Origin of the sequence: Streptomyces sp. NPDC002896 (genome assembly GCF_040295225.1) — a bacterium.
Lineage (GTDB): Bacteria > Actinomycetota > Actinomycetes > Streptomycetales > Streptomycetaceae > Streptomyces.
The window spans coordinates 284235-308476 of the sequence record NZ_JBEOVA010000011.1; the positions used below are offsets into that span (position 1 = coordinate 284235).

Below are 24242 nucleotides of genomic sequence, written 5' to 3' on the forward strand. Positions count from 1 at the left end.
TGGCCGTGTCGGCGGGCGTCACCACGATATGAGCGTGTAGATCATCCCGCCGATCCAGGCGAGTCCGGCGATCACCGCGACGACCAGGGCGGCGGTCACGGTGCGCTCGAGCGGGTGAAGAGGTGCGGCGGCGGCCTTCGGGGCGCGGTGCGAAGTCATGCGGCCCAGCCTGCCGACCGCGTCGACCACGGAGATCCGCACACCTACACAACGGACATAAGTACGGGTACTCAGTCGGCGCGTCCCGAGGCGGCCGCCTCACGTAGTACCCGTCGACACAGGGCGTCCGCGCGCCGTGTGGACTCCGGAAGGCGGTAGCGCGGGGTCAGGCGGAGCGTGTGGGCGCATGCGGTGTCCAGGCTGACGCGGTGCCCGACGGAGACGAAGACGGGCTTGACGCCGTCCTGGGTGCGCAGCGCTCTGCCCACCTCCTCGTCCCCCTCGACGAGGGGCGAGAAGGAGCCGCGCGGTGTGCCCGGCTCCCCGTACGAGAAGGTGAACGGGTTCTTGGCGACGCCGATCGACGGCAGGCCGGTCAGGACGCCGAGGTGGCTTGCGAGCCCGAAACGGCGCGGATGGGCGCGGCCGTAACCGTCGCAGACGACCGTTCCGGGGTCGGCACGGAGTGAGTCGAGCGCGGCCAGCACGGTGGGGATCTCACGGAAGGCGAGCAGCCCCGGGACGTACGGAAAGGAGATCCGGCCGACGGCGGTCGCCTCCTCGACGACCTCCAGGGTCGCCGCATCGAGGGCCACGGCCGCGGCCGCGACCAGGTCCCGCTCATCGTCGTACGCGACGTCGACACCCGTGACATGCCCGGTGCCCGGCGCCGGCCCGGGCTCGTCGAGCACCACACGGGTCCGCAACTCGTCCTGGATCGCCCGGGCTTGCGCTTCAGTGGTGGGCCAGTCCCCGGGGATGCTCACTGTTCTCATCGTGCCGTCGAGAGTACGGGGCCCGCGAGTACGATCGCGATCATGTTCGTACTGGAACTGACCTACACTGCCCCTCTCGAGGCCGTCGACGCCGCCCTGCCGGCGCATGTCGAGTGGCTGGAGAAGCACTACGCGTCCGGTACTTTCCTCGCGTCGGGCCGCAAGAATCCTCGCGACGGCGGCGTCATCCTCGCCGTCGGCGACGACCGGGCGGAGATCGAAGAGATCACCGCGACCGACCCGCTCGCCGTGGCGGGTGTGTGCGCCTACCGGATCACGGAGTTCATCGCGACGAAGACGGCGCCTGAGCTGGCCGCCCACCGCCAGAAGCTGCCCGGCTGACGGGCGAGGGGCCGGGGCTGTGCACCGTCCCGGCCCCTCGTGGGCGCGGTCAACGGCCCAGGGCGCGGGACAGCTGGTCCTTGTTCATCTTCGAACGGCCTTCGATGTTACGGCTCTTGGCCTCTTGGTATAGCTGGTCGTACGTCGGACCCTGCGATCCCCGGCCGGAGCGAAGGCCGCCGCGGCGGCCGGACGAGATGTCCTCGGTCGAGGTGCGGCTCGCGGTCTTCGACTCGCCCTGCCGGGCCCGCTCCTTGTTCACCGTTCTCGCGGCGATCTCCTCGGCGCGCTTCGTGCTCTCACCGCGCTCGAGCTGGCCCTCCTTGATGTGCTCATACTGGCGTTCCCGTTTGGGGCTAGAGCCGCGTGGCATGGTCGTGCTCCTCACTCTGTGACAACGGCCCCCGCATCAGGCAAACATGACTTCCGCACCGCCGCACCGCAGATGGCACCGGCCCGGACGGAAGCCGTGGGGCCGTCCAGGTCAACCCTCGTCCGAAGGGGTACGCGCGCGTGGAGCGCCGCCCAGGGCCTGCCAGCGGTCCACCGACCCGGAGACGAGCCGGGCGAGCCGACGCCGGATGGGCCCCCCGTGACGTCTGTCACCGCGTCGGAGAGGGGAGATTGAAGTGGGTGACAGAGGTCACTCGGCCGGGGCATGCACGCATTCGCTCGTTCTGCCGTCTACTCAAGAGTCCGGCGCCATCAGCCCAGCCTTCGATCAGCCGTCACCAGGGAGCAGGCGTTGTCCACCGTCATCGAACAAGTCGTAGAGGCCCGTCTCGTCGCGGCCGTGCCGCGCATGCCGACCATCCCCGCGACGCTGCACTACGACCGTCGCGATCCCTTCGCCGTGCGGATCACCTTCCCGGCACCGGCGACCCTGGAAGGCGTCGAGGTCTGCTGGATGTTCGCTCGGGAGCTGCTCGACACCGGCATCGACCGACCCGCGGGCCAGGGCGACGTGACGTTGCGGCCGTACGGTTACGACCGCACGGTCCTCGAGTTCCACGCCCGTGAGGGCACCGCGGTCGTCCATGTCCGCACGGGAGAGCTGCGCCGCTTCCTTGCGCGCACCGTCGCGCTCGTTCCCACGGGTGACGAGCACCTGTATCTCGACCTGGACCACGATCTCGCCGAGCTGATGGGCGGCGCCTGCTGAGCGCCACCCGGGGCCGTCACCCGCGGCCCGCACTGAAGGCTCGCCCCGGCCGGCGGCCCGCCGAAAATACATTTGACGCCGATCCGGCGGCCTCGTAGCGTTCACCACGGTTCTGCTGCCGTCGATTGGAGAAGGACGTTGCTCGTCTGAGGTCCTGGGACACCGTGTCACACAGCCCAATGCTGCTGTGTGCACAGCGTGCGACCTCGGCGTACGAGCCGTCTTCCGGCGCGGGCCTCATTCCCCCGCGTCCTCCGGCTTCGAGCCCCCGGCTTCCGCCTGACGGACTGTGCCTGACGGCCTTCCGTTCTCCAGGTTGATCGCCCGCCGCTGTCGCCCCGCCCCCGCGGTGTCCCGAACGCGTTGCACCTGACCACTTCTGCCAGTGACCGGGAGCGCGTTCGCGACCGCCCGCCGTATGCGTCCGGTCCAGACGATCGCCCTGCCCGGCCACCGCTCTTCAGTCACCGCGGAGGCCCGTATGTCCACATCCCCCACATCCATCACCTGCACGTCCCTGACCTTCGGCTGGCCTGACGGAACCGGGGTCTTCGACGGTCTGCAGGTCGCCTTCGGCCCCGGCAGGACCGGCCTCATCGGGCTCAACGGATCCGGGAAATCAACCCTCCTGAAGCTGATCGCGGGCGAACTCACCCCGACGGACGGCACCGTCCGCGTGGCCGGCGAGGTCGGCTACCTCCCGCAGAACGTCACCCTCGACACCGGACTGCGCGTCGACGAGGCCCTGGGCATCGCCGGCACGCGCGCCGCGCTGCACGCCATCGAGGCGGGCGATGTAAGGGAGGAGCACTTCACGGCCGTCGGCGACGACTGGGACGTCGAGGAACGCGCCATCGCGACCCTCGACGGGCTCGGGCTCGGCCACATCGGCCTCGACCGCACCATCGGCGAGGTCTCCGGCGGCGAGTCCGTGCTCCTGCGGCTGGCCGCACTGCTGCTGCGCCGCCCCGACGTGCTGCTCCTGGACGAGCCCACCAACAATCTCGACCTGTGGGCGCGCAGACGGCTCCACGCCACGGTGGCGGCCTGGTCCGGCGTCATGATCGTGGTCAGCCACGACCGTGAACTCCTCGAACTGGTCGACCAGATCGCCGACCTGCATGCGGGCGAGATCACCTGGTACGGAGGGCCCTACTCCGCCTACGAGAGAGCGCTCTCCGGCGAGCAGGAGGCGGCCGAACGCATGGTGCGGGCCGCCGAGACCGATCTGCGCCGCCAGAAGCGCGAACTCGCCGATGCCCAGGTCAAATTGGCCCGCCGCAAACGGTACGGCCAGAAGATGTGGGACCAGAAACGCGAACCCAAGATCGTCATGGGCGCACGCAAGAGAGCCGCACAGGAGTCGGCCGGCAAGCACCGCATCATGCACGAGGAGAGGCTCGCCGAGGCGAAGGAGCGCCTCGACGAGGCGGTGGAGGCCGTACGGGACGACGACGAGATCCGCATCGACCTGCCGTACACCGCGGTCCCGCCCGGCCGCACCGTGCTGACGCTGCGCGAGCTGGAGCTGAAGTACGGCGCGCGCGTGAGCGGCGCGTTCGAGCTGCGCGGCCCCGAGCGGATCGCGCTCATCGGCCGCAACGGCGCGGGAAAGACGACGCTGCTGCGCACGATCGCCGGAGAGCTGGAACCGGCGGCGGGCGACGCCAGGGCGCATGTGCCGCTGCGCTTTCTGCCCCAGCGGCTCGACGTGCTGGACGAGGAGCTCACCGTCGCCGAGAACGTGGCGCGCTTCGCCCCCGAGGCCACCAACAACCGGATCAGGGCGCGTCTGGCCCGCTTCCTGTTCAAGGGGGCGCGGGCCGACCAGCGGGCGGGGACCCTCTCGGGCGGAGAGCGCTTCCGGGCGGCACTCGCCGCGCTGCTGCTGGCCGAGCCCGCACCGCAGCTGCTCATGCTCGACGAGCCCACGAACAACCTGGACATGGCGAGCGTCCGGCAGCTGACGACGGCCCTGGAGTCGTACGAGGGAGCGCTGATCGTGGCCAGTCACGACCTGCCGTTCCTGGAGTCGATCGGCATTACCCGCGGGCTGCTGCTGGACGGAGAGCTACGGGAGATTACGGCGGAAGAGGCCGCCGGGTATCCCGAGCAGGCCGGGTATCCAGACCATCCCGACAAGAACGAGTGAGGTGCGGGTGCCGGGTTGCCTGCGGTGCGTCACCACGGTGGCATCTCGCCCGCAGGTCACCCTGCCTGCGCCTGCGCGCATGCCGGCGCGTCCGCGTCGATCGAGAGCGGGCTGCCCTCGGGGAGCAGGTAGGTCACGTAGAGGACGACCGGCTCCGTACCGAGATTGCGCCCGATGTGTACGTGGCCGGGGCCGGACGGTTCGATGAAAGCGGTCCCGGCGGGGCTCGACTCGACGGAGCAGTCGTCCATGGTGCGGGTCAGGGTGCCGGACTTGACGACGGCGATGAGCTGGCCGGGGTGGTAGTGCCATCCGGTGGATCCGCCCGGCTCGATCGTGATGGTGCGGACGACCACGTCCGCACGCCCCTTGGGGGGCTTGATCTTGAGCGTGCCCGCCGAGGTCCCGGTGGCCAGGATCGTTCCGGAGACGCCGCTGCCAGGGGTCGCGAGTGCGCTGGACGGCCCGACGGCCAGCGCGGCCACGCAACCCGTCGCGATACATGCCTTGCGGACACCACTACGCGTGCGTCTCATGATGACTCCCAACTCGTCGGCGCTTATGCGGATTTGAGTATCGGGGGTGGAGGCCGAGCTGTCAGGACCGCCTGGTCTTCGGAAGCGCGTTCGATCGGAACGGCGGGTGCGGCCGGTTGGAGGTCGCCACTCCAGCGGCGGATTGGGACTGTCGTCACCTGGGAAGCCGCTGCATGATGTGCCCGGACAGCCCCCGCGTCGGGCCCCGCCCGAGAACCGGCGCGCCCATTCCGATACGGAGAACCGCACGTGCCCAGCCAGAAGGCCCTCGTCCGCCGACCCAGCCCGCGCCTCGCGGAAGGGATCGTCACCCATATCGAGCGCGAGCCGGTCGACGCCGGGCTCGCGGTCGCGCAGTGGGAGGCGTACACGGAGGTGCTGCGGGCGCACGGCTGGGAGACCCTCGAGGTGGAGCCCGCCGACGACTGTCCGGACTCGGTCTTCGTCGAGGACACCGTGGTCGTCTTCCGCAACGTCGCTCTGATCACCCGTCCGGGCGCCGAGTCGCGCCGCGCGGAGACTGCCGGTGTGGAGGAGGCGGTGGCGCGGCTCGGCTGCTCGGTCAACTGGGTGTGGGAGCCGGGCACTCTGGACGGCGGTGACATCCTCAAGATCGGTGACACCGTGTACGTGGGGCGCGGCGGGCGCACCAACGGGGCCGGAGTGCAGCAACTGCGGGCGGTCTTCGAACCGCTCGGAGCGCGCGTCGTGGCCGTACCCGTGAGCAAGGTGCTCCATCTCAAGTCGGCCGTGACGGCGCTGCCCGACGGCACGGTTATCGGGCACGAGCCGCTCGTGGACAACCCGTCGCTGTTTCCGCGTTTCCTGCCGGTCCCGGAGGAGTCGGGGGCGCATGTGGTGCTGCTCGGCCGCGGGAAGCTGCTGATGGCCGCGAGCGCGCCGAAGACCGCGGAGCTGTTCGCGGATCTGGGATACGAACCGGTCCCGGTCGACATCAGCGAGTTCGAGAAACTCGAAGGCTGTGTGACATGTCTCTCGGTACGGCTCCGAGAGCTGTACCGCTGAGGTGTTACGGAAATCGGGGGCCTGTACTCGCTGCTCAAGCGGCACTTGGGGCGCCCATTCGAACCATTTGTGTACCCCCGCTGGCGGACGCTCTTTACGGAGCGCTTAACCTACGGGTTCGTAACCTACGGTTTCGTAGCCTACGACGCCGTAGGTACCGTCCCCCCAGTACCCCCGTCCCCCTGGAGCCCTCGTGACGATCACCGCCCCCCATCTCGGCAGCCCGGACACCTGGACCGACGCCCGGTTGCTGTATGCCCTGGAGGAAGTGGTCGAGAAGGAACTCAACCGCCACCTGACGGTGGCCAAGGACTGGATGCCGCACGAGTACGTGCCCTGGTCGGACGCCCGCAACTTCCCCGGTCTCTTCGAGGACGGCGAGGCCTGGGGCAAGGAGCAGTCGAAGGTCACCGAGATCGGCCGTATCGCCCTGGTCGTCAACCTCCTGACGGAGGACAACCTCCCCAGCTACCACCATGAGATCGCGTCGCTCTTCGGCCGCGACGGCGCCTGGGGCACCTGGGTGCACCGCTGGACCGCCGAGGAGGGCCGGCACGGCATCGTGATGCGCGACTACCTGCTCGCCTCGCGCGCCGTCGACCCGGACAAGCTGGAGCAGTTCCGCATGGCGCACATGAGCGAGGGGTTCGAGTCCGACAACCGGCACTCGATGCTGCACTCCGTCGCGTACGTCGCCTTCCAGGAGCTGGCCACGCGTATCTCGCACCGCAACACCGGCCACCAGTCCGGCGACCCGGTCTGCGACCGGATGCTGGCGCGCATCGCCACCGACGAGAACCTGCACATGGTCTTCTACCGCAACCTGCTGAAGGCCGCCTTCGAGCTCGCCCCCGACCTCACCATGCAGGCCGTGCGCGATGTCGTGGTCAACTTCCGTATGCCGGGCCACGGCATGCCCGGCTTCGAGCGCGCCGCCGCGCAGATGGCGATCGGCGAGGTCTACAACCTCCGCATCCACCACGACGACGTACTGCAGCCCGTCCTGCGCTTCCTGAAGGTCTTGGAGATCGACGGCCTCGGCCCCGAGGGCGTGCGCGCCCAGGAGGAGCTCGGTCTGTACATGGACGGACTCGACGGGGAGGCCCGGAAGTTCGACGAGAAGCTGGCGGCCCGCAAGGTCCGGATGGCGGCACGCGCGGCGGGCTGACGCAGGGGGGTGGCTTGATGCCGCGTGGATTGATGCCACGGATGGGCTGACGCCGCGCGCCCTTGGAGCCCGCGGGTCGCGGTCCCGCAATCGCGCGGGGCCGCGGACCGCCGCCCCGGGACGCCACCGCCTCGCCTTCAGCTGCCGCCTCGTCTTCAGCTGCGGCCTCGTCTTCAGCTGCCGCCTCTGATCCGGCGCAGACGCTGTCGCTCCTTCTCGGAGAGGCCGCCCCAGACGCCGAACCGTTCGTCGTTGTCGAGCGCGTACTCAAGGCACTCGGATCGGATCTCGCACAACCGGCAGATGCTTTTCGCCTCGCGTACGGAACTCCCGGGTTCGGGAAAGAAGAAGTCGCCTCCGGTCTGCGCGCACAGCGCCTGCTCCTGCCAGGCGAGGTCCTGTTGGCTGGTGTCGATCTGCATGCCGGCGATCGTGCCGGACACGGCGAAACAAGCGATCAACGATTCATCAACGCGCCCTGCTCCTGGGCTGTGGCGCAGGGCCGCGAGTCGCGGGGCCCGGTCGACGCGATCCTGGCCCAGCACTGGGTGCCCCCGCACGGCGGCGCGCCGGACCACTTCTGCGAGGCGCCACACGCCCGGCGCCACATGGCCTTCCGGCCCCGCACAGCCCCTCCTGCGCCCCGCTCAGCCGTGCGGGTGCGTGCTCTTGATCACGGCGAAGCGCGCGCCGTACGGATCCGTGAGCTTCGCGAGGCGGCCCACGCTCTCCATGTCCCTCGGCTCCATCCTCACCGTGCCGCCCAGCTCACGGGCCTTGGCGGCGCTCGCGTCAGCGTCGGCCACCTCGAAGTACGGCAGCCAGTACGCCCCGGCCTTGGACTCGATCGGGTCGGATTCCAGCGGCAGTACGCCCCCGAACATCCCCTCCTCGCCCGTATCGGCGGGATGGACCGTCGTGTACGTGCCGCCCGAGAACGGCACGTCGAAGGTCCCCCAGCCGAAGACCGAGCCGTAGAACTCGGTGGCCCCGGCGACATCCGGGGTGTAGAGCTCGGTCCAGCACAGAGTGCCCTGATCGCCGACCAGGTCCAGGCCCTTGTTGACGCCCGGCTGCCAGGACCCGAAGGCGACACCCGCGGGGTCGGCGAACATCGCCATGCGGCCCTGGTCGAAAACGTCCATCGGCTGCATCAGTACGATCCCGCCGCTCTGCTCCACGGCTTTTGCGGTGGCGTCGACATCGGGGCTCTGGAAATACAGGGTCCAGGACGGTGAGCCCTGGTCCTCGGTGATGGCCATGCCGCCCGCGACGGTCTTTCCGTGCAGCTGGAACATCCCGTACCCGCCGGCCTCCGGCCCTGCCGACTGGAACTCCCAGCCGAACAGGCCGCCGTAGAAGGCCTTGGCGCCCTCGATGTCGCGTGTGCCGACATCGAGCCAGTTCGGTGAGCCCGTGACGTAACGGGTGGTGAGCATGTCGCCCTCCTCGTGAGCAGTCCCGTCCCGTTGTCCTGCCTCCATGAGTCTTGCACCGCCCCCTGACAGCCGCCGCCCGGCCGGGCGGGGCCCCGAGGGTGTCACGGAACAGAATCCCGAGAGCGCTCTCAGTCACATGACGCAGGCGCCTACGCAGACGCCCGCCGGACGAGAGCCGTCGGCATGACGATGCTGGACGGTCCGGCCCTCACGCCGATCTCCTGCTCCGCGACACCGCACCGTTCCCGTCGAGGCCGCGCAGCAGGAGCCGCGCCATCAGCCGGCCCATCTCCTCTATCGGCTGACGGACCGTGGTGAGCGGAAGGTCGGACTGCTCCGCGACCAGCTGCATGTCGTCGAAGCCGACCAGGGCGACGTCCGGCACCCGGCGTCCGCGCTCGCGGAGCACCCGCAGGGCGCCCGCGGCCGACAGGTCGTTCGCGGCGAAGACGGCGTCCAGGTCCGGGCAGCGGTCGAGCAGTTCCCGCATCGCGTGCTCTCCGCCCGCGGGCGTGAAGTCGCCTCGGCGATCAGCCGCGGATCGGCGTCGACAAGCACGTCCCGGAAGCCGCCTACGAGGACGCGTCCTCGCGCCTGGCCCGGCTCGGCTGCACCCGCTTCGGCTCGCCCGGCACCTTGGGGTGGTCCGGCGGGTACGGCATGTCGCCGAGGCCCTGTTCGCGCTCCATGCGGTCGGCGAGTTCGAGCAGTGCGTCGAGGCGGTACGCGTGGTCGTCCATGTCCGCGTGCACGTCCCCGACTTCGGCGAAGCGCGCGGGCATCGTGGCCAGGTCGAAGTCCTGCGGCACGGCGTCGTCGATCTCGTCCCAGCGCAGGGGCGCGGAGACGGGTGCATTCGGACGGGGGCGGACCGAGTATGCGCACGCGATGGTCCGGTCGCGCGCCATCTGGTTGTAGTCCAGGAACACCTTCTCGCCGCGTTCCTCCTTCCACCAGGCCGTCGTCACCCGGCCGGGCATGCGCCGCTCGAGCTCGCGACCGCAGGCGATGGCGGCGCGCCGCACCTCGGTGAACGTCCAGCGCGGCTCGATCGGCACGAACACGTGCAGGCCCCTGCCGCCGGACGTCTTGGGCCAGCCGCGCAGACCGGACTCCTCCAGGACGGCGCGCAGTTCGTGGGCCGCGCGCACGGCGTCGGCGTAGTCGGTGCCCGGTTGCGGGTCGAGGTCGAGGCGGAGCTCGTCGGGGCGGTCGGTGTCGTCGCGCCGCACCGGCCAGGGGTGGAACGTGATGGTGCCGAGCTGGGCCGCCCACACGACGGCGGCGGGCTCCGTCGGGCAGATCTCGTCGGCGTACCGTCCGCTCGGGAAGGCGATACGGCTGGTGGGGATCCAGTCGGGGAGGTTCTTGGGAGCGCGTTTCTGGAAGAAGGACTCGCCGGTCACGCCGTCCGGATAGCGCTCCAGGGTGGTGGGGCGGTCGCGCAGCGCGCGCAGGATGCCGTCGGCGACGGCGATGTAGTACCGCGCCAGGTCCAGCTTGGTGAAGCCGCGCTCGGGGAAGAAGATCTTGTCCGGGCTGGACAGGCGTACCGTCCGCTGTCCCACCTCGAGCTCCACCGCATCTCCCATGGGAGCCACGGTAGGCGCCTGGGACATACCCCGCATACGCATGCGCCCGGAACGACACACCCTTATGCCGCGCGTACCGGAAGACACCGGGCACAACGACCCCGAACACAGCAGAATCGAACCATGGACCTGCCGGTGAAGCGTCCCGTCCTGCCGATGCTCGCCAAGCCCGTGGCGAAGATCCCTCCGGGCATGCACTACGAGGCGAAGTGGGACGGGTTCCGTGCGATCGTCTTCCGTGACGGGGACGAGATCGAGCTGGACAGCCGTACCGGCAAGCCGCTGACCCGCTACTTTCCCGAGCTCGTAGAGGCCATGCGGGACCGCCTGCCGGAGCGGTGCGTGATGGACGGCGAGATCGTGATCGCTCTCGGCGACCACCTCGACTTCGACGCGCTCACCGAGCGCATCCACCCGGCGCAGGCACCGGGCTGGTCGAGCGCCGGGACCACCTGGTGAGAGCGCTCTCCGGCGCCACGGCGCCCGTCCACCTCGCCCCGGCGACCACGGACATCGAGATCGCCCAGCGCTGGTTCGAGGAGTACGAGGGCGCGGGCCTCGACGGCGTCATCGCCAAGCCCCTGGACCTGCGCTACCGCCCCAACGAGCGCCTGATGTTCAAGATCAAGCACGAGCGGACCGCCGACTGCGTGGTCGCGGGATACCGCTTCCACAAGAGCGGCCCGGTGGTGGGTTCGCTGCTGCTCGGGCTGTACGACGACCAGGGCGCCCTCCAGCACGTCGGGGTCAGCGCCGCCTTTCCCATGAAGCAGCGCGCGCAGCTCGTCGAGGAGCTGGAACCGCTGCGCATGGAGTCCCCGGAGAGCCACCCATGGGCGGCCTGGGCGGACGAGGCCGCACACGAGACGGCCCGGCTGCCGGGCGCGCCCAGCCGCTGGTCGGGCAAGAAGGACCTGTCCTGGGTACCGGTGCGGCCGGAGCGGGTGTGCGAGGTGGCGTACGACCACATGGAGGCCGGGGCCCGGTTCCGGCACACGGCGCGGTTTCGCCGCTGGCGCCCGGACCGGACCCCCGAGAGCTGCACGTATGCGCAGTTGGAGGAGCCGGTCCGGTACGAGCTGTCGGAGATCCTCAAGCCCCGGAGCTGAGCGAACCCGGCGAGCCGGCGCAGCGGACCTCGAGCATGCCCCGCGCTCCCGGCCTCAGAGCGCGCGCAGCAGCCGGTCCGCGGTGCGCAGCGTCTGCCCGGCCACGTTCCTGCCGAGCGTGACGCCGGCCTCGTCCGCCGAACGCGTGTGGATGCCGGAGTAGATCCGGGCGTCGACGTTCTCGGCGGTGAGCTGGTGCCAGGTCGTGTAGGTGCGGGTCACGCCGGGCGCGGTGGAGCTGGTCAGCTCGAAGGGCGCGGTGCTCGGTCCGGCCAGCCCGTCGAGTACGCCCTCGGCCGCGCCCGAGTAGGTGTTGTGGCCGCTCGGGTAGTCCGGGTGCGCGGGCGTGGTGTGCAGCGGCGTCCAGTCCGGGTCCTGGTCGATCGAGCCGGTGCGTATCGCGGTGACGGGCCGCCAGCGCGTGTACGCGTACTTGCTGTCGGACGTCGCGATCTGGGTGTCGACGAGCGCGACGTGGAACAGTGCGACCAGCTCGGCCCGCGCCGCGTCCGAGCGCGGTGCCCGGTCCACCGCGACCCGCAGGGGTTCGGTGTACAGGGTGAGCGAGGAGCCCAGCCAGAAGTTGGCGGTCTCGGTCTGGTGGGCGGTGCGCTTGGTGCTGTCCAGGGAGCCGTAGGCGCGGACCTCGGCCAGGTCGGCCTTGTAGCGCCGTGAGTCGAGCGACGGCGGCGCGGGCAGCCGGTACTGGTCGGCGCTGGTCAGCACGAACGGCTTGGCGAGCCGGTTGCCGTACTGCGTGGCCGGCGCGTACGCCGGCGGCGTCGGCTGCCATTCGCCAGGCGCGGGGGCCGGCACCGTGTAGGGCGCGTTGACGGAGGCAGAGTCGAGGCCGTCGCCCTCGCGGGACTTCAGGGCCAGTTCGGCCTGGCGGCCTCCGGCGGCCACGCCCTTGTCCTCAGACAGCCCGTCCGGAATCGCGTCCAGCGTCTGCTTCAGCGCGGCGTCCAGCTGTTCGGTGCGGGACGGGGCGAGTGCGGCCAGCGCGTCGTGCACGGCCGAGGCGAGTGCCGCGTCCTGGTAATCGCCGCGGTCCACGCCGGACGGCACGGCACGGGTCGCGCGCGCCGCGGCGAGCCAGCTGATCGCCCAGGTCCGGCTGTTGGTGACCTGGGTCGAAGCGCCCGCCGCCGCGATGGTCTCCGCCGTGGTGTCGTACCAGTCGAGGGCGACGGACCCGGGTGCCGCGGCGGACCGTGTGGGCGTCGCGGCGGCGGACGGGACGGCCGTGGTCACCGCGAGCAGCGCGGTGGCGCCGAGGGCGACCAGGGCCGGGCGGGATCTGAGCGGATTCACGAACTCTCCTTGTCTTGAGGGTTTGTTGTGGTCGGCCTCACGGTGCAGTTCATGCCGGGTCATGCCGCGCTCTCCTCGGCCGCCGGGTCGAGACCCAGGCGGACCAGCAGTTCCTCGCGCAGCGCCGCGTACTCGGGGCTGCCGTGGCGGCGTGCCACGCCAAGCCCGACGGGGACGTCGGCGGCGAGGCGCCCCTCGTCCAGGACCACGACCCGGTCGGCGAGGACGATGGCCTCGTCGACGTCGTGCGTCACGAGCAGCACGGAGGGCCGATGCCGTTCGCACAGCCGCCTGAGCAGGGCGTGCATACGGATGCGGGTGAGCGCGTCGAGGGCGCCGAACGGCTCGTCGGCCAGGAGCAGTTCGGGTTCGCGGACCAGGGAGCGGGCGAGCGATACGCGCTGCTGTTCGCCCCCGGAGAGCTCCACTGGCCAGGCCTGCTCGCGGCCTTCGAGGCCCACCTCGGCCAGTGCGGCGCGTCCGCGGTCGAGGGCGTCGGGGCCGGTCAGTCCCAGCACCACGTTGTCGAGGACGCGTTTCCACGGCAGCAGCCGGGCGTCCTGGAAGACCACGGAGACCTCGGCCGGCGCGATGATCTCGCCGCTGCCGGTGACCTCGTGGTCGAGTCCGGCCAGTGCACGCAGCAGCGTGGACTTCCCCGAGCCGCTGCGGCCCAGCAGGGCCACGAACTCGCCCGCCTTGATGGTCAGTTCGAGATCTTCGAGGACCTTTCGGTCGCCGAAGGCACGTACGAGACCGTCGATGCGTACCACCCCAGGGGCACCCGGGGCCGTGCCGGTGCTCAGCCCGCCAGAGTGCGTCGCCATGACAGGGCCCTCCTCTCCACGAGCCGGACGAGTGCGTCCGAGACGAGACCCAGGAGGCCGTAGACGACGAGGCCGACGATGATGATGTCGGTCTGCCCGTAGGTGCGGGCGAGTTCCATCATGTAGCCGATGCCGCTGGTGGCGTTGACCTGCTCGACGACGACCAGCGCCAGCCAGGCGCCGGTGACGGCGAACCGCATGCCGAGCAGGAAGCCCGGCAGGGCGCCCGGCAGGACGACGTGGCGCAGGAACTGCGGGCGGGTGAGCCGCACCGTCTCGGCGAGCTCGGCGTAGCGGTTGTCGATGGTGCGCAGTCCGTTGTGGGTGTGGATGTAGACGGGTACGAACACGCCGAGCGCGATGGTGATGACCTTCATCGACTCGCCGATGCCGAACCAGAGGATCAGCAGCGGGATGAGGGCCAGCGACGGGATGGCCCGCTTGATCTGTACGGGGCCGTCGATGAGGCCTTCGCCGAGCCTGCTGAGCCCGGAGACGACGGCCAGGGCGAGCCCGGCGGCTACGCCGAACAGCAGTCCGAGCAGGGCGCGTTGGGCGGAGGTGGCGAGGTTCGACTGGAGGCGTCCGTCGGCGATGAGGTCCCCGGCCGTGGAGACCACGGTCCAGGGTGCGGAGAGGTTGCGGGGGTCGATGAGCCCGGCCGCCGAACCCGCCGCCCAGACGGCGAGCAGCAGCACGGGCCCGAGCGCCCAGCCGTAGGGGATGGGCCGGCCGGGGCCGAGACGGCGGCGGCGCGGACTGCCGGGAGCGGCGGCCGTGGACGCTGTCTCCGCGGCTGCCCCGGCGGTCTTCGTCAGTGTGGGTGCGTGCGTGCTCATGAGCCTGCCTCCCCATCGGACTCGATGGCGTCGGCCGCGACGGACTCGTAGCGCCGGTCGAAGAGCGTCTCAGCGTCGAAGCTCTTCTTCCCGGTCTCCTTCGCCAGCAGGTCGATGGTCTGCTGCTGACGGGCGATGGCCGAGGTCCAGTCGGCGGGGATGTCGGGGTGTCCGTTCTGCTTGACGAGGTACTCGCCGTCCTCGCGGGTCAGTCCCTGGTCCTTGACGTAGTAGCCCTCGATCCACTCGTCGGGGTGCTGGTCGATCCACACCTGTGCCCGCGCCCAGAACTTGACGAACTCCCTGATGGCAGCGGCCTTTTGCGGGTCGCTCACGGACTCGGTCGGCACCCACAAATGGCCGGGATCGTCGCGCAGCCCGTGCTGGATGGTCTTGCCGCCGTCCTTGCCGTACTTCGCGGCATAGCGCTTGATGTTGACGCCCCCGAGGGGTGCCGCGTCCACCTGGTGGCTGCCCAGCGCGGTCGGATAGACGTCACCGGTGCTGGGCAGTTCGACGAGCTGCACGTCGTCCTTGGTGAGCCCTGCCTTGGCGAGGATGCGCAGGACGAGGGCGCCCTGAGCCTGTCCGGGGCTGTAGGCGATCTTCTTGCCGCGCAGGTCCTTCAGGGTGTCGATGTCTGCGCCGGGGGCGATGCCGAGTTCGTACGTGGGGTGGTGGATCGGGTCCTTGCGGAATTTGGCGGCCACCAACTTCGTGTCGAGACCCGTCCAGTGAGCATGAATGGAAGGTATTTCCGCAGCCGAGCAGACGTCCAGCGAATGAGCCCGGAATGCCTCGGAGCACTGCGGTCCGCCGCTGAGATTGGCCCATTTCACCTTGAAGGGCAGCTTGTCTGCCTGACCGGAGAGTTTCAGGGCGACCTGGACCTCCGGCGACCCGATGGTGAGCGTCGTGCCGGGGTCCACCTTTTCGGGGATCTTGACGTCGGCGACATTCTTCGATTCGGCGGTCGACGCTTGTGTGCCGGCGCAGCCGGACAGCAGCAGCGGAGCGATCAGGGCAGCACTGAGCGCAACCCGAGTGCGTACGGACATGGGTGTGTTCCCCGGTTCTTCAGGACCTTCAGGGAGGTCTGCAAGACCTTCAAGCAAATCTGCAGGAGCCTCACGCAGAGGCTGCAGGAAATTTCACGAAGGCATGGAAAGGAAGCGCTGGAAGCGCTGGGAAATGCGGATTATGCGCACAGGAAAGAGCGTCCGCAGAGCAGCGGACTGGACCCGGCGAAGGTCAGCGACACAGAGCACCGGAGACGCGCATCAGATCGACAGCGCGCCGCTGTGTGAAGCGCTGAGATATCCACATGCCGCCGAAGTTATCCATGCCCCAAGAAACGGTCAAGAGCCCTACCTGGTTTGCGTCATGCCGCAATGCCGCCTTTGCGCTCCCGCCATACAGGCGTTACACCCGGCCGACCGGCGTCGGGGTATGTCCAGCAAGAAGGGGTATGTCCAACGCAGGAGAATCGAGGACGCGGACACGGGGGCGGACGTGAACGGTGGAGCGCTTGCACGCATACGTCGCGGAGTGACCGCCGTGGCGGTCCTGACCGCGCTGGCCGTTGGCTGCACGACGGGTGGCGGTTCGGACGACGGCTCGCGTCCCGGTGAGCGGGCATCCGCGTCCGAGAGTTCCGAGCCCGGCGGCAGCGGCCCCGTACTGGCAGTGAAGATCGACAACGTGCGTCCGGCGCGGCCGCAGACCGGCCTCGATGCGGCGGACGTCGTGTACGTCGAGCAGGTGGAGGGCGGCCTGAGCAGGCTGATGGCCGTGTACGCGACGCGGCTTCCGTCCGTCGTGGGGCCGGTGCGCAGTGCGCGCGAGACGGATCTGGAGCTGCTGCGGCAGTTCGACCGTCCGACGCTCGCCTACTCGGGGGCGCAGTCGAAGCTGCAGCCGCTGATCGACTCGGCGCCGCTGGTCGCCGTGCCTCCCGGCAAGGCCCCTTCGGGAGCCTACTTCCGCAGTCGGGACAGGGTCGCGCCGCACAACCTCTATCTGCGACCGGAGGCGCTGAAGACGGAGCCACAGGCGGGCGGGCTGGCGAGCACCGGGTTCCGGTTCGGTGCGGCACCGGAGGGCGGCAAGGCGACCACCGAGCGGAAGGTCCGCTTCCCTGCTGCCGGCTTCACCTTCACCTGGTCCGCGGAGCCGAAGAAGTGGCTGGTGACCATGGACGGCACCGCCGCTCGTACGGCTGAGGGGAAGCGGCTCGCCGCATCCACCGTCGTCGTCCAGTACGTCACCGTGCGGGACTCCCGGTTCCACGACCGCTGGGGCAATGTGTCCCCGTTCTCGGAGACGGTGGGCGGTGGAAAGGCGGTCGTACTGCGTGACGGGCGCGCCTACGACGCGCGCTGGGAGCGCCCTTCGGCAGAGGACGGGACGGAGTTCACCACGGCCGAGGGCAAGCCGATGACGTTCGCCCCCGGTCAGGTGTGGGTGGTGTTCGCGAAGGCGTGACCGGTCGCGCTCCCGCCGCCGGACCGGCACCCGCACCACCTTCGAGCGGCGCCCCTCAGGTCCCCTCGGCCTGCGCCACCAGCGGCTCCCCCGGATTGCGCAGCCCCTCCGCGGCGTCGGCGACGCGCCGGATCAGCTCGATGAAAGCGCTCTGCTCCTCGGCGGAGAGGGGTGCGAGGAACACCTGGTTCATACGGGCGGTGCGCAGCGCGATTTTGCGGTGCGTCCGCACGCCGTCCTCGGTCAGCCGCAGCAGAGAGCGCCGGCCGTCCTGCGGGTCGCGCACCTTGTCCAGCAGGCCGCGGCGGCCGAGCCGGCTGATGACCTCCGCGATGGTGGAGCGGTCCAGGTTCACGCGCGCGCCCACGGTGCGCTGGTCGAGTCCCGGCTCGGCTACGAGCGCGTTCATGACGGCGAACTGGGGCGAGGTGATCTCCTCGGACACCATCGAGTTCCACAGCAGGTAGTGCGCCTGCTGCAGCCGTCGGGCCAGGTGCCCGGGATGGGTGGTCAGGTCCACCGCGCCAGCCATATGTGTTCCTCCACCAGATCCGTCGTGGCAATCCGTTCGTGTACTGAACAATTCTCAGGGCAAACCCTGCCGCTGTCGAGCTCCCGAGCGCCATTTTGCAGGGGTCTTGACGGCTCACGGATCGGATGGCAGCGTGTGTGAAACCTCGCAGAAATAATCAGTGCCCTGACTAATCATGGCGAGTCAGGGCACGGGTGCCGGCAAGAGATGAGGCTTCACGGATGGACAAGGTGGTCGCCACAGCCGCTGCGGCCGTGGCCGACGTACCCGACGGCGCCACGCTCGCCGTCGGCGGGTTCGGCCTGAGCGGCGTGCCCAACGTACTGATCAAGGCGCTGTACGACCTCGGGGTCTCGGGCCTCGGCGTGGTGTCCAACAACTGCGGAGCGATGGACTCGGGTCTCGCGATCCTGCTGGCCGCGGGCCGCATCTCCCGGGTGACCGGCTCCTACATCGGCGCCAACAAGGAGTTCGCCCGCCAGTACCTGGGCGGCGAGCTCGAGGTCGAGATGATCCCGCAGGGCACGCTCGCGGAGCGGCTGCGGGCCGGCGGCTGCGGCATCCCCGCCTTCTACACCCCGGCGGGCGTGGGCACGCAGGTCGCGGACGGCGGTCTGCCCTGGCGCTACGACGGTCAGGGCGGCGTGGCGCTGGCCTCGCCGCCGAAGGAGGTCCGTGAGTTCGACGGCGTGGAGTACGTCCTCGAGCACGGCATCCGCACCGACTTCGCCCTGGTGCGGGCGGCCAAGGGCGACCGGCACGGGAACCTGGTGTTCAACAAGTCCACCCGTAACTTCAACCCGCTCGCGGCGATGGCGGGCAAGATCACCATCGCCGAGGTGGAGGAGCTGGTGGAGCCGGGCGAGATCGACCCGGACGAGGTGCATCTGCCGGGCATCTTCGTGCAGCGCGTGATCGCGCTGACGCCCGAGGAGGCGGCCGACAAGGGCATCGAGCGGCGCACGGTTTCCGCGCCTGCGGCACGAGAGACGGTGAGCGAGTAATGGCCTGGACCCGTGAGGAGATGGCCGCGCGTGCGGCGCGCGAGCTCGAGGACGGCCAGTACGTCAACCTCGGCATCGGACTGCCGACGCTGATCCCGAACTACCTCCCGGAGGGCGTGGAGGTGGTCCTGGAGTCGGAGAACGGCATCCTCGGCGTCGGCCCATACCCGACCGAGGACGAGGTCGACCCGGATCTGATCAACGCCGGCAAGGAGACCGTCACGGTCCTGCCCGGTGCCTCCTACTTCGACTCCTCGCTGTCCTTCGGCATGATCCGCGGCGGGCACATCGATGTCGCGGTGCTCGGCGCCATGCAGGTGTCCGCGGGCGGCGACCTCGCGAACTGGGCCATCCCCGGCAAGATGATCACGGGGATCGGCGGGGCGATGGACCTGGTGCACGGCGCCCGCAAGGTCATCGTGGTCATGACCCACACGGCCAAGGACGGCTCCCCGAAGATCGTCGACGAGTGCGACCTGCCGCTCACCGGCAAGGCGTGCGTCGGCCGCATCATCACCGACCTCGGGGTACTGGACGTGACAGAGGACGGCCTCCTGCTCGTTGAGAGCGCTCCCGGCGTGTCCACCGAGGAGATCGTCGCCAAGACCGCGGCCAAGGTCCGCATCCCCGAAGCGCTCACCGAAAGGGCCGAGTCATGAGCCTGCGGGACGTCTACATCGTCGACGCCGTCCGCACGCCGGTCGGCAAGTACAACGGCGGCCTGGCGAGCGTCCGCCCGGACGACCTGGCCGCCCACGCCATCCGTGAACTCCTCGCCCGCACACCCGAGTTGGACCCCTCCCGGATCGGAGACGTGTTCTTCGGCAACGCCAACGGCGCCGGCGAGGAGAACCGCAACGTGGCCCGCATGGCCGGACTGCTCGCGGGCCTGCCGACGTCGGTGCCGGGCGTGACCGTGAACCGGCTGTGCGCCTCCGGCCTCGAGGCCGTCATCCAAGCCGCACGGGCCATCGCGCTCGGCGACGCCTCCATTGCCCTGGCCGGCGGCGTCGAGTCGATGACCCGTGCTCCCTACGTCCTGCCCAAGAGCGACAAGCCCTTCCCGGCCGGACACACGGAGCTGTACTCGACCACCCTCGGCTGGCGCATGGTCAACCCGAAGATGGACCCGCAGTGGACCATCCCGCTGGGCGAGTCGGCCGAGCTCATCGCCGAGAAGCACAAGATCACCCGGGAGCAGCAGGACGAGTTCGCGCTCTCATCGCACCAGAAGGCCGCTGCCGCGCAGGCCGCGGGCCTCTTCGACGCCGAGATCGCTCCCGTGTCGATCCCGCAGCGCAAGGGCGAGCCGGTCGTCTTCGACCGCGACGAGTGCGTGCGTGAGAGCGCTTCCCTGGAGGCCATGGCCAAGCTGAAGCCGTCCTTCCGCAAGGAGAACGGCACGGTGACCGCCGGCAACGCCTCCCCGCTCAACGACGGTGCGGCGGCCCTGCTGCTCGTCGACGAGGAAGGGCTGAAGGCCACCGGCCGCGAGCCGCTGGCCCGGGTGAGCGCGAGCGGCGTCTCCGCGATCGATCCGCACTACTTCGGTCTCGCTCCCGTCGATGCGGTCAACCGTGCTCTCGCCAAGGCGGGCCGGTCCTTCGGCGACCTGACCACGCTCGAGCTGAACGAGGCGTTCGCCGCCCAGGTGCTGGGCTGTGTCGCCGAGTGGCCCGAGTTCGACCCCGCGATCCTCAACCCGCGCGGCGGCGCCATCGCCATCGGCCACCCGCTGGGGGCCTCCGGTGCCCGCCTCGCCGGGACCGTCGCGCACCAGCTGGCCGCCGCGGGCAGCGGCACCGGCGTCGCCACCCTCTGTATCGGCGTCGGGCAGGGCCTCGCCCTCGTCCTCGAACGCTGACCCCGTCCCCCCGTACGGCAGGAAGCCCAGGAAAAGCCCATGGCTCTCACTCAGTCGGACATCGACATCGAGGTCAACGACCTCCAGACCGCATACGACAAGGCGCGCGCCGCCGGTGCCCCGGCGCAGAACCACCCGCCGCGCGACTACGCCCCCTACCGCAGCTCCGTGCTGCGCCACCCCAAGCAGCCGCTGGTCGCCGTGAACGGCGGCGACCCGGAGACCGTCGAGCTGTCAGGACCGGTCTTCGGGCCCACCGACACCACCGACATCGACAACAACCTGACCATCCAGCACCAGGGCGAGCCGCTCGGTGAGCGCATCACCGTCTCCGGACGGCTGCTCGACCGCAACGGACGTCCGGTGCGCGGCCAGCTCGTCGAGATCTGGCAGGCCAACGCCTCCGGCCGGTACGCGCACCTGCGCGACCAGCACCCGGCGCCGCTCGACCCGAACTTCACCGGCGTCGGCCGCACCCTCACGGACGACGAGGGCCGGTACTCGTTCACCACGATCAAGCCGGGCGCCTACCCGTGGCGCAACCACACCAACGCATGGCGCCCCGCCCACATCCACTTCTCGCTGTTCGGCACCGCGTTCACGCAGCGCCTCGTGACGCAGATGTACTTCCCGAACGACCCGCTGTTCCAGTACGACCCGATCCTGCGGTCGGTGACGGACGAGTCCGCCCGCAACCGCCTGGTCGCGACGTACAACCACGACCTGTCGCAGCCCGAGTTCTCGCTCGGCTACGAATGGGACATCGTTCTCGACGGTCCCTCCGCCACCTGGATCGAGGAAGGCCGATAAACCCATGAGCGAGACGCTCCTCCCCACCCCCTCCCACACCGTCGGCCCGTTCTACGGCTACGCGCTGCCCTTCCCGGAGGGCGAGCAGGTCGCGCCGAAGGGCCACCCCGACACGATCGCCCTGCACGGGTACGTGCTGGACGGCGAGGGCAACCCCGTCCCGGACGCCATCCTCGAGTTCTGGCAGGCCGGCCCCGACGGTTCACTGAAGGGCGCACCCGGCTCGCTGCGGCGCGACCCGGTGACCGGCGGGTACCTGGGCCGCAACGGCATCGACTTCACCGGCTTCGGCCGCGTCGCCACGGACGCCGACGGCCACTACGCGCTGTACACGCTGCCGCCGGGCAACGCGGGCCTGCCGTACATCAGCGTGTGCGTGTTCGCGCGCGGCCTGCTGCACCACCTGTACACGCGGGCCTACCTGACCGAGGGCGCCGACCCGCTGCTGGACACGCTCTCAGCGGATCGCCGGGCCACGCTGGTCGCCGCCGAGGAGCCGAACCGGACGTACCGTTTCGACATCCGCCTTCAGGGCGAAGGCGAAACGGTCTTCCTGGAGTTCCAGTGACATCCGTCGATGTCGATCACGACGCCGGCCTGCTCGCCCCCGGGCGGGCAGGCTCCCCCGCTGAGAGCGGCACCAGCGACACCGCATTCCTTCAGGCGCTGCTCGACGCGGAGTCCGCGCTCACCCGCGCACAGGCGGCCACCGGGCTCGCCCCGGCCGAGGCCGCCGAGGCGGTGACCGCCGCGGCCGACGCCGCCCGCTTCGACGCCCGCGACATCGCCCTGCGCGCGCGGGGCGGCGGCAACCCGGTGATCCCGCTGGTCGGCGACCTCACCGCCGCCGTGCCCGCGGAGTACGCGCCGTATGTGCACCGAGGCGCGACCAGCCAGGACATCATGGACACCGCCATGATGCTGGTCGCCTCGCGGACGCTGGACCTGGTCCTGGCCGACCTGGCCCGCACCGAGCAGGCCCTGGCCCGGCTGGCCGCGGCCCATCGCGACACGGTGATGCCCGGCCGCACCCTCACCCAGCACGCCGTGCCGACCACGTTCGGCCTGAAGGCGGCGGGCTGGCGCTCGCTGGTGCTGGACGCACGGGACCGGGTCCGGGCTGTACGGGACGGGCTGTCTGCCCAACTCGGCGGGGCGGCGGGCACGTTGGCCGCCTTCTCCGCGTTCGGCGCTGCTCTTCCCGCCGTAGACGCCCTGGTCACCGCCTACGCCCGCGAACTCGGTCTCGCCGAGCCGAAGCTTCCCTGGCACACCCTCCGCACCCCGGTCGCCGATCTCGCGTCCGCGCTCGCCTTCACTGTGAGCGCTCTCGGCAAGCCGGCGGCCGACGTCCTCACCCTCTCCCGTACGGAGATCGGCGAGCTGTCGGAAGGGACCGGTGGTGGTTCCTCCGCGATGCCGCACAAGGCGAACCCGGTGCGCGCCACGCTGATCGCGGCCGCCGCCCGCCGCGCCCCGCACCTCGCCGCCACGCTGTACGGCTCGCTCGCCGCCGAGGACGAGCGCCCCGCGGGCGCCTGGCACGCCGAGTGGGAGCCGCTGCGCGAACTGCTCCGGCTGGCCGGCGGCGCCGCGCGCGATGCCGCCGAGCTCGCCGAGGGCCTCCAGGTGCACCCGGACACGATGCGCGAACACCTGGACCTGACCCACGGGCTGATCGTCTCCGAACGGCTGGCCGCCGAGCTCACCCCGCATCTGGGCCGGGCCCGCGCGAAAGCGCTGCTCACGGACGCCGCCAAGCGCACCCGCACCGAGGGGAGAGCGCTCTCGGACATCCTGGCCGAGGCACCGGACCTCGCCGGCCTGGACCTCGCCGAACTCACCGACCCCACCCGTTACACCGGCTCCGCCGGAGTCCTCACCGACCGTGCCCTGGAGCGACGTTGAACACCAAGCCCACCGGCAAGCTGCTGCACCACCGCACCGAGGGTCCGGCCACCGCTCCCCCGCTGATCCTCGGCCCCTCGCTCGGCACCTCGACCGCCCTGTGGGACGACGTCGCGCCCGAACTGGCCGTCACCCACCGGGTCATACGCTGGGACCTGCCCGGCCACGGCGGCTCCCCCGCCGACCTGATCGGCCCCGGCGCCACGGTCGCCGAGCTGGCCGAGCTCGTGCTCTCCCTCGCCGACTCGCTCGGCATCGACCGCTTCGCGTACGCCGGGGTCTCGCTCGGCGGGGCCGTCGGCCTGCACCTGGCCGTGCACCACCCGGAGCGCGTGACGAGCCTGGCCGTGATCTGCTCCTCCGCCCACTTCAACGGGCGGGCTCCCTGGGAGGAGCGTGCCGCACTCGTACGCCGCGAGGGGCTGGGAGCACTCGCAGACAACGCGCCTACCCGCTGGTTCACGCCCGGCTTCACGGTGCCCGCCCTGGTGGAGGACCACCGCAGCGCGGCCCCGGAGGCCTACGCGGCATGCTGCGACGCACTGGCCGCGTACGACATCCGGGACCAGCTGTCGTCGATCAGCGCGCCGACCCTGCTCATCGCCGGCCGCGAGGACCCTGCGACTCCGCCCGCCCATCTGCGCGAGATCGCCGACGCGGTGCCCGGCTCCACGCTCGTCGAGCTCCCCGGCGCCTCACACCTCGCCCCCGCGGAACGGCCCGAGGCCGTACTCACCGCCCTGCGCGCACACTTCAACGGCGATGCCGAGCGGGGCGTGCGCGTACGCCGCGAGGTCCTCGGCGACGCGCACGTGGACCGCGCCCAGTCGCGCACGACCGACTTCACGGCCCGCTTCCAGGACTTCATCTCGCGCTACGCATGGGGCGAAATCTGGACCGACCCCACCCTGGCGCGCCGCGAGCGCAGCATGATCACCATGACGGCGCTCGTCGCGCACGGCCACTACGACGAGCTGGCGATGCATGTGCGAGCGGCCCGACGCATCGGTCTGACCCCGGAGGAGATCGGCGCGGTTCTGCTGCAGACCGCCGTGTACTGCGGTGTCCCGGCGGCCAACTCGGCGTTCGCGGTGGCCCAGCGCGTACTGGCCGAGGAGGACGCGGCGGAGTCCTGACCGCGGTCCTGACGGACGAGGCAGGCGCACCGCACGGGACGTGACGAGGTCACAGCACCGGCG

Annotated in this window: 26 protein-coding genes and 2 pseudogenes; 14 read left to right on the forward strand and 14 right to left on the reverse strand. The window is 70.5% G+C overall.

The window, feature by feature from the left end; all coding sequences use genetic code 11:
- Positions 1-18 precede the first annotated feature (18 nt).
- Positions 19-159: a morphogenic membrane protein MmpA gene (gene mmpA, locus ABT009_RS22835; RefSeq protein ID WP_351297767.1), complete on the reverse strand. Its 141-nt coding sequence runs from the start codon at positions 157-159 to the stop codon at positions 19-21.
- Between the two features lie 71 nt (positions 160-230).
- The gene (locus ABT009_RS22840; protein ID WP_351297770.1) at positions 231-935 is read right to left on the reverse strand and encodes an endonuclease V; all 705 of its coding nucleotides are present in this window, start codon (positions 933-935) and stop codon (positions 231-233) included.
- Positions 936-977: 42 nt separating this feature from the next.
- Here ABT009_RS22840 and ABT009_RS22845 point away from each other — a divergent pair, with 42 nt between their 5' ends.
- Positions 978-1277: a YciI family protein gene (locus ABT009_RS22845; RefSeq protein ID WP_351297773.1), complete on the forward strand. Its 300-nt coding sequence runs from the start codon at positions 978-980 to the stop codon at positions 1275-1277.
- Between the two features lie 49 nt (positions 1278-1326).
- On the opposite strand, the gene ABT009_RS22850 is transcribed toward ABT009_RS22845, so the two are convergent.
- Positions 1327-1650: a plasmid stabilization protein gene (locus ABT009_RS22850; RefSeq protein ID WP_351297776.1), complete on the reverse strand. Its 324-nt coding sequence runs from the start codon at positions 1648-1650 to the stop codon at positions 1327-1329.
- A gap of 372 nt (positions 1651-2022) precedes the next feature.
- On the opposite strand from ABT009_RS22850, the gene ssgD reads away from it, so the two are divergent.
- Positions 2023-2439, forward strand: a complete 417-nt coding sequence (gene ssgD, locus ABT009_RS22855) for a spore wall synthesis regulator SsgD (RefSeq protein WP_351297779.1) — start codon at positions 2023-2025, stop codon at positions 2437-2439.
- 481 nt (positions 2440-2920) lie between these two features.
- On the forward strand, positions 2921-4591 hold the full coding sequence (locus tag ABT009_RS22860) for an ABC-F family ATP-binding cassette domain-containing protein (protein WP_351298043.1): 1671 nt from the start codon (positions 2921-2923) through the stop codon (positions 4589-4591).
- 56 nt (positions 4592-4647) lie between these two features.
- Here ABT009_RS22860 and ABT009_RS22865 read toward each other — a convergent pair whose 3' ends face one another.
- Positions 4648-5127 carry a cupin domain-containing protein gene (locus ABT009_RS22865; protein WP_351297782.1) on the reverse strand — a complete coding sequence of 160 codons (480 nt, stop codon included), beginning with the start codon at positions 5125-5127 and terminating at the stop codon, positions 4648-4650.
- 249 nt (positions 5128-5376) lie between these two features.
- On the opposite strand from ABT009_RS22865, the gene ddaH reads away from it, so the two are divergent.
- Both ddaH and ABT009_RS22875 read left to right on the forward strand, forming a co-directional pair.
- Positions 5377-6153, forward strand: a complete 777-nt coding sequence (gene ddaH, locus ABT009_RS22870) for a dimethylargininase (RefSeq protein ID WP_351297785.1) — start codon at positions 5377-5379, stop codon at positions 6151-6153.
- A 193-nt stretch (positions 6154-6346) separates the two neighbouring features.
- Positions 6347-7321 carry an acyl-ACP desaturase gene (locus ABT009_RS22875; RefSeq protein WP_351297788.1) on the forward strand — a complete coding sequence of 325 codons (975 nt, stop codon included), beginning with the start codon at positions 6347-6349 and terminating at the stop codon, positions 7319-7321.
- A 173-nt stretch (positions 7322-7494) separates the two neighbouring features.
- Here ABT009_RS22875 and ABT009_RS22880 read toward each other — a convergent pair whose 3' ends face one another.
- The 4 genes and pseudogenes from ABT009_RS22880 to ligD form a co-directional block, all read right to left on the reverse strand.
- A complete protein-coding gene (locus tag ABT009_RS22880) occupies positions 7495-7743 on the reverse strand; it encodes a WhiB family transcriptional regulator (protein ID WP_351297791.1) in 249 nt (82 codons plus the stop codon).
- A gap of 225 nt (positions 7744-7968) precedes the next feature.
- On the reverse strand, positions 7969-8760 hold the full coding sequence (locus tag ABT009_RS22885; RefSeq protein ID WP_351297794.1) for a VOC family protein: 792 nt from the start codon (positions 8758-8760) through the stop codon (positions 7969-7971).
- Positions 8761-8909: 149 nt separating this feature from the next.
- Positions 8910-9330, reverse strand: a pseudogene (locus ABT009_RS22890) (LacI family DNA-binding transcriptional regulator); the annotation flags it as partial.
- Positions 9331-9332: 2 nt separating this feature from the next.
- A complete protein-coding gene (ligD, locus tag ABT009_RS22895) occupies positions 9333-10352 on the reverse strand; it encodes a non-homologous end-joining DNA ligase (protein WP_351297797.1) in 1020 nt (339 codons plus the stop codon).
- A gap of 123 nt (positions 10353-10475) precedes the next feature.
- Here ligD and ABT009_RS22900 point away from each other — a divergent pair.
- Positions 10476-11461: pseudogene (locus ABT009_RS22900) on the forward strand (ATP-dependent DNA ligase).
- Between the two features lie 54 nt (positions 11462-11515).
- Here the strand turns inward: ABT009_RS22900 and ABT009_RS22905 are convergent.
- The 5 genes from ABT009_RS22905 to ABT009_RS22925 all read right to left on the reverse strand — a co-directional run bounded on the left by ABT009_RS22905 (position 11516) and on the right by ABT009_RS22925 (position 15785).
- A complete protein-coding gene (locus ABT009_RS22905; RefSeq protein ID WP_351297799.1) occupies positions 11516-12775 on the reverse strand; it encodes a vanadium-dependent haloperoxidase in 1260 nt (419 codons plus the stop codon).
- A gap of 59 nt (positions 12776-12834) precedes the next feature.
- Entirely contained in the window at positions 12835-13602 is a 768-nt protein-coding gene (locus ABT009_RS22910; RefSeq protein WP_351297801.1) for an ABC transporter ATP-binding protein, read from the reverse strand.
- A complete protein-coding gene (locus ABT009_RS22915) occupies positions 13578-14441 on the reverse strand; it encodes an ABC transporter permease (RefSeq protein WP_351297803.1) in 864 nt (287 codons plus the stop codon). Before ABT009_RS22915 ends, ABT009_RS22910 begins: the two co-directional genes overlap by 25 nt.
- On the reverse strand, positions 14438-15499 hold the full coding sequence (locus ABT009_RS22920) for an ABC transporter substrate-binding protein (RefSeq protein WP_351297806.1): 1062 nt from the start codon (positions 15497-15499) through the stop codon (positions 14438-14440). The genes ABT009_RS22915 and ABT009_RS22920 overlap by 4 nt, the downstream gene beginning before the upstream one ends.
- 193 nt (positions 15500-15692) lie before the next feature.
- Positions 15693-15785, reverse strand: coding sequence for a putative leader peptide (locus tag ABT009_RS22925; protein ID WP_351297809.1), 93 nt, complete (start codon positions 15783-15785; stop codon positions 15693-15695).
- Between the two features lie 213 nt (positions 15786-15998).
- On the opposite strand from ABT009_RS22925, the gene ABT009_RS22930 reads away from it, so the two are divergent.
- The gene (locus tag ABT009_RS22930; protein WP_351297811.1) at positions 15999-16925 is read left to right on the forward strand and encodes a DUF3048 domain-containing protein; all 927 of its coding nucleotides are present in this window, start codon (positions 15999-16001) and stop codon (positions 16923-16925) included.
- Positions 16926-16980: 55 nt separating this feature from the next.
- On the opposite strand, the gene ABT009_RS22935 is transcribed toward ABT009_RS22930, so the two are convergent.
- Positions 16981-17457 (reverse strand): MarR family winged helix-turn-helix transcriptional regulator, encoded by a 477-nt coding sequence (locus tag ABT009_RS22935; RefSeq protein WP_351297814.1) that lies wholly within the window; start codon positions 17455-17457, stop codon positions 16981-16983.
- A gap of 221 nt (positions 17458-17678) precedes the next feature.
- On the opposite strand from ABT009_RS22935, the gene ABT009_RS22940 reads away from it, so the two are divergent.
- From ABT009_RS22940 to pcaDC, 7 genes are read left to right on the forward strand one after another with little or no spacing between them, the layout of a single operon-like run.
- Positions 17679-18461: a CoA transferase subunit A gene (locus tag ABT009_RS22940; RefSeq protein WP_351297816.1), complete on the forward strand. Its 783-nt coding sequence runs from the start codon at positions 17679-17681 to the stop codon at positions 18459-18461.
- Positions 18461-19120 carry a CoA transferase subunit B gene (locus tag ABT009_RS22945; protein ID WP_351297819.1) on the forward strand — a complete coding sequence of 220 codons (660 nt, stop codon included), beginning with the start codon at positions 18461-18463 and terminating at the stop codon, positions 19118-19120. The genes ABT009_RS22940 and ABT009_RS22945 overlap by 1 nt, the downstream gene beginning before the upstream one ends.
- Positions 19121-19122: 2 nt before the next feature.
- The gene (locus tag ABT009_RS22950; RefSeq protein WP_351298046.1) at positions 19123-20325 is read left to right on the forward strand and encodes a thiolase family protein; all 1203 of its coding nucleotides are present in this window, start codon (positions 19123-19125) and stop codon (positions 20323-20325) included.
- A gap of 39 nt (positions 20326-20364) precedes the next feature.
- Positions 20365-21135, forward strand: a complete 771-nt coding sequence (pcaH, locus tag ABT009_RS22955; RefSeq protein ID WP_351297821.1) for a protocatechuate 3,4-dioxygenase subunit beta — start codon at positions 20365-20367, stop codon at positions 21133-21135.
- Between the two features lie 4 nt (positions 21136-21139).
- Positions 21140-21703 (forward strand): protocatechuate 3,4-dioxygenase subunit alpha, encoded by a 564-nt coding sequence (gene pcaG, locus ABT009_RS22960; protein ID WP_351297824.1) that lies wholly within the window; start codon positions 21140-21142, stop codon positions 21701-21703.
- The gene (pcaB, locus tag ABT009_RS22965; RefSeq protein ID WP_351297826.1) at positions 21700-23043 is read left to right on the forward strand and encodes a 3-carboxy-cis,cis-muconate cycloisomerase; all 1344 of its coding nucleotides are present in this window, start codon (positions 21700-21702) and stop codon (positions 23041-23043) included. The genes pcaG and pcaB overlap by 4 nt, the downstream gene beginning before the upstream one ends.
- Positions 23040-24179: a bifunctional 3-oxoadipate enol-lactonase/4-carboxymuconolactone decarboxylase PcaDC gene (pcaDC, locus tag ABT009_RS22970; RefSeq protein WP_351297829.1), complete on the forward strand. Its 1140-nt coding sequence runs from the start codon at positions 23040-23042 to the stop codon at positions 24177-24179. Before pcaB ends, pcaDC begins: the two co-directional genes overlap by 4 nt.
- Positions 24180-24242: the final 63 nt, after the last annotated feature.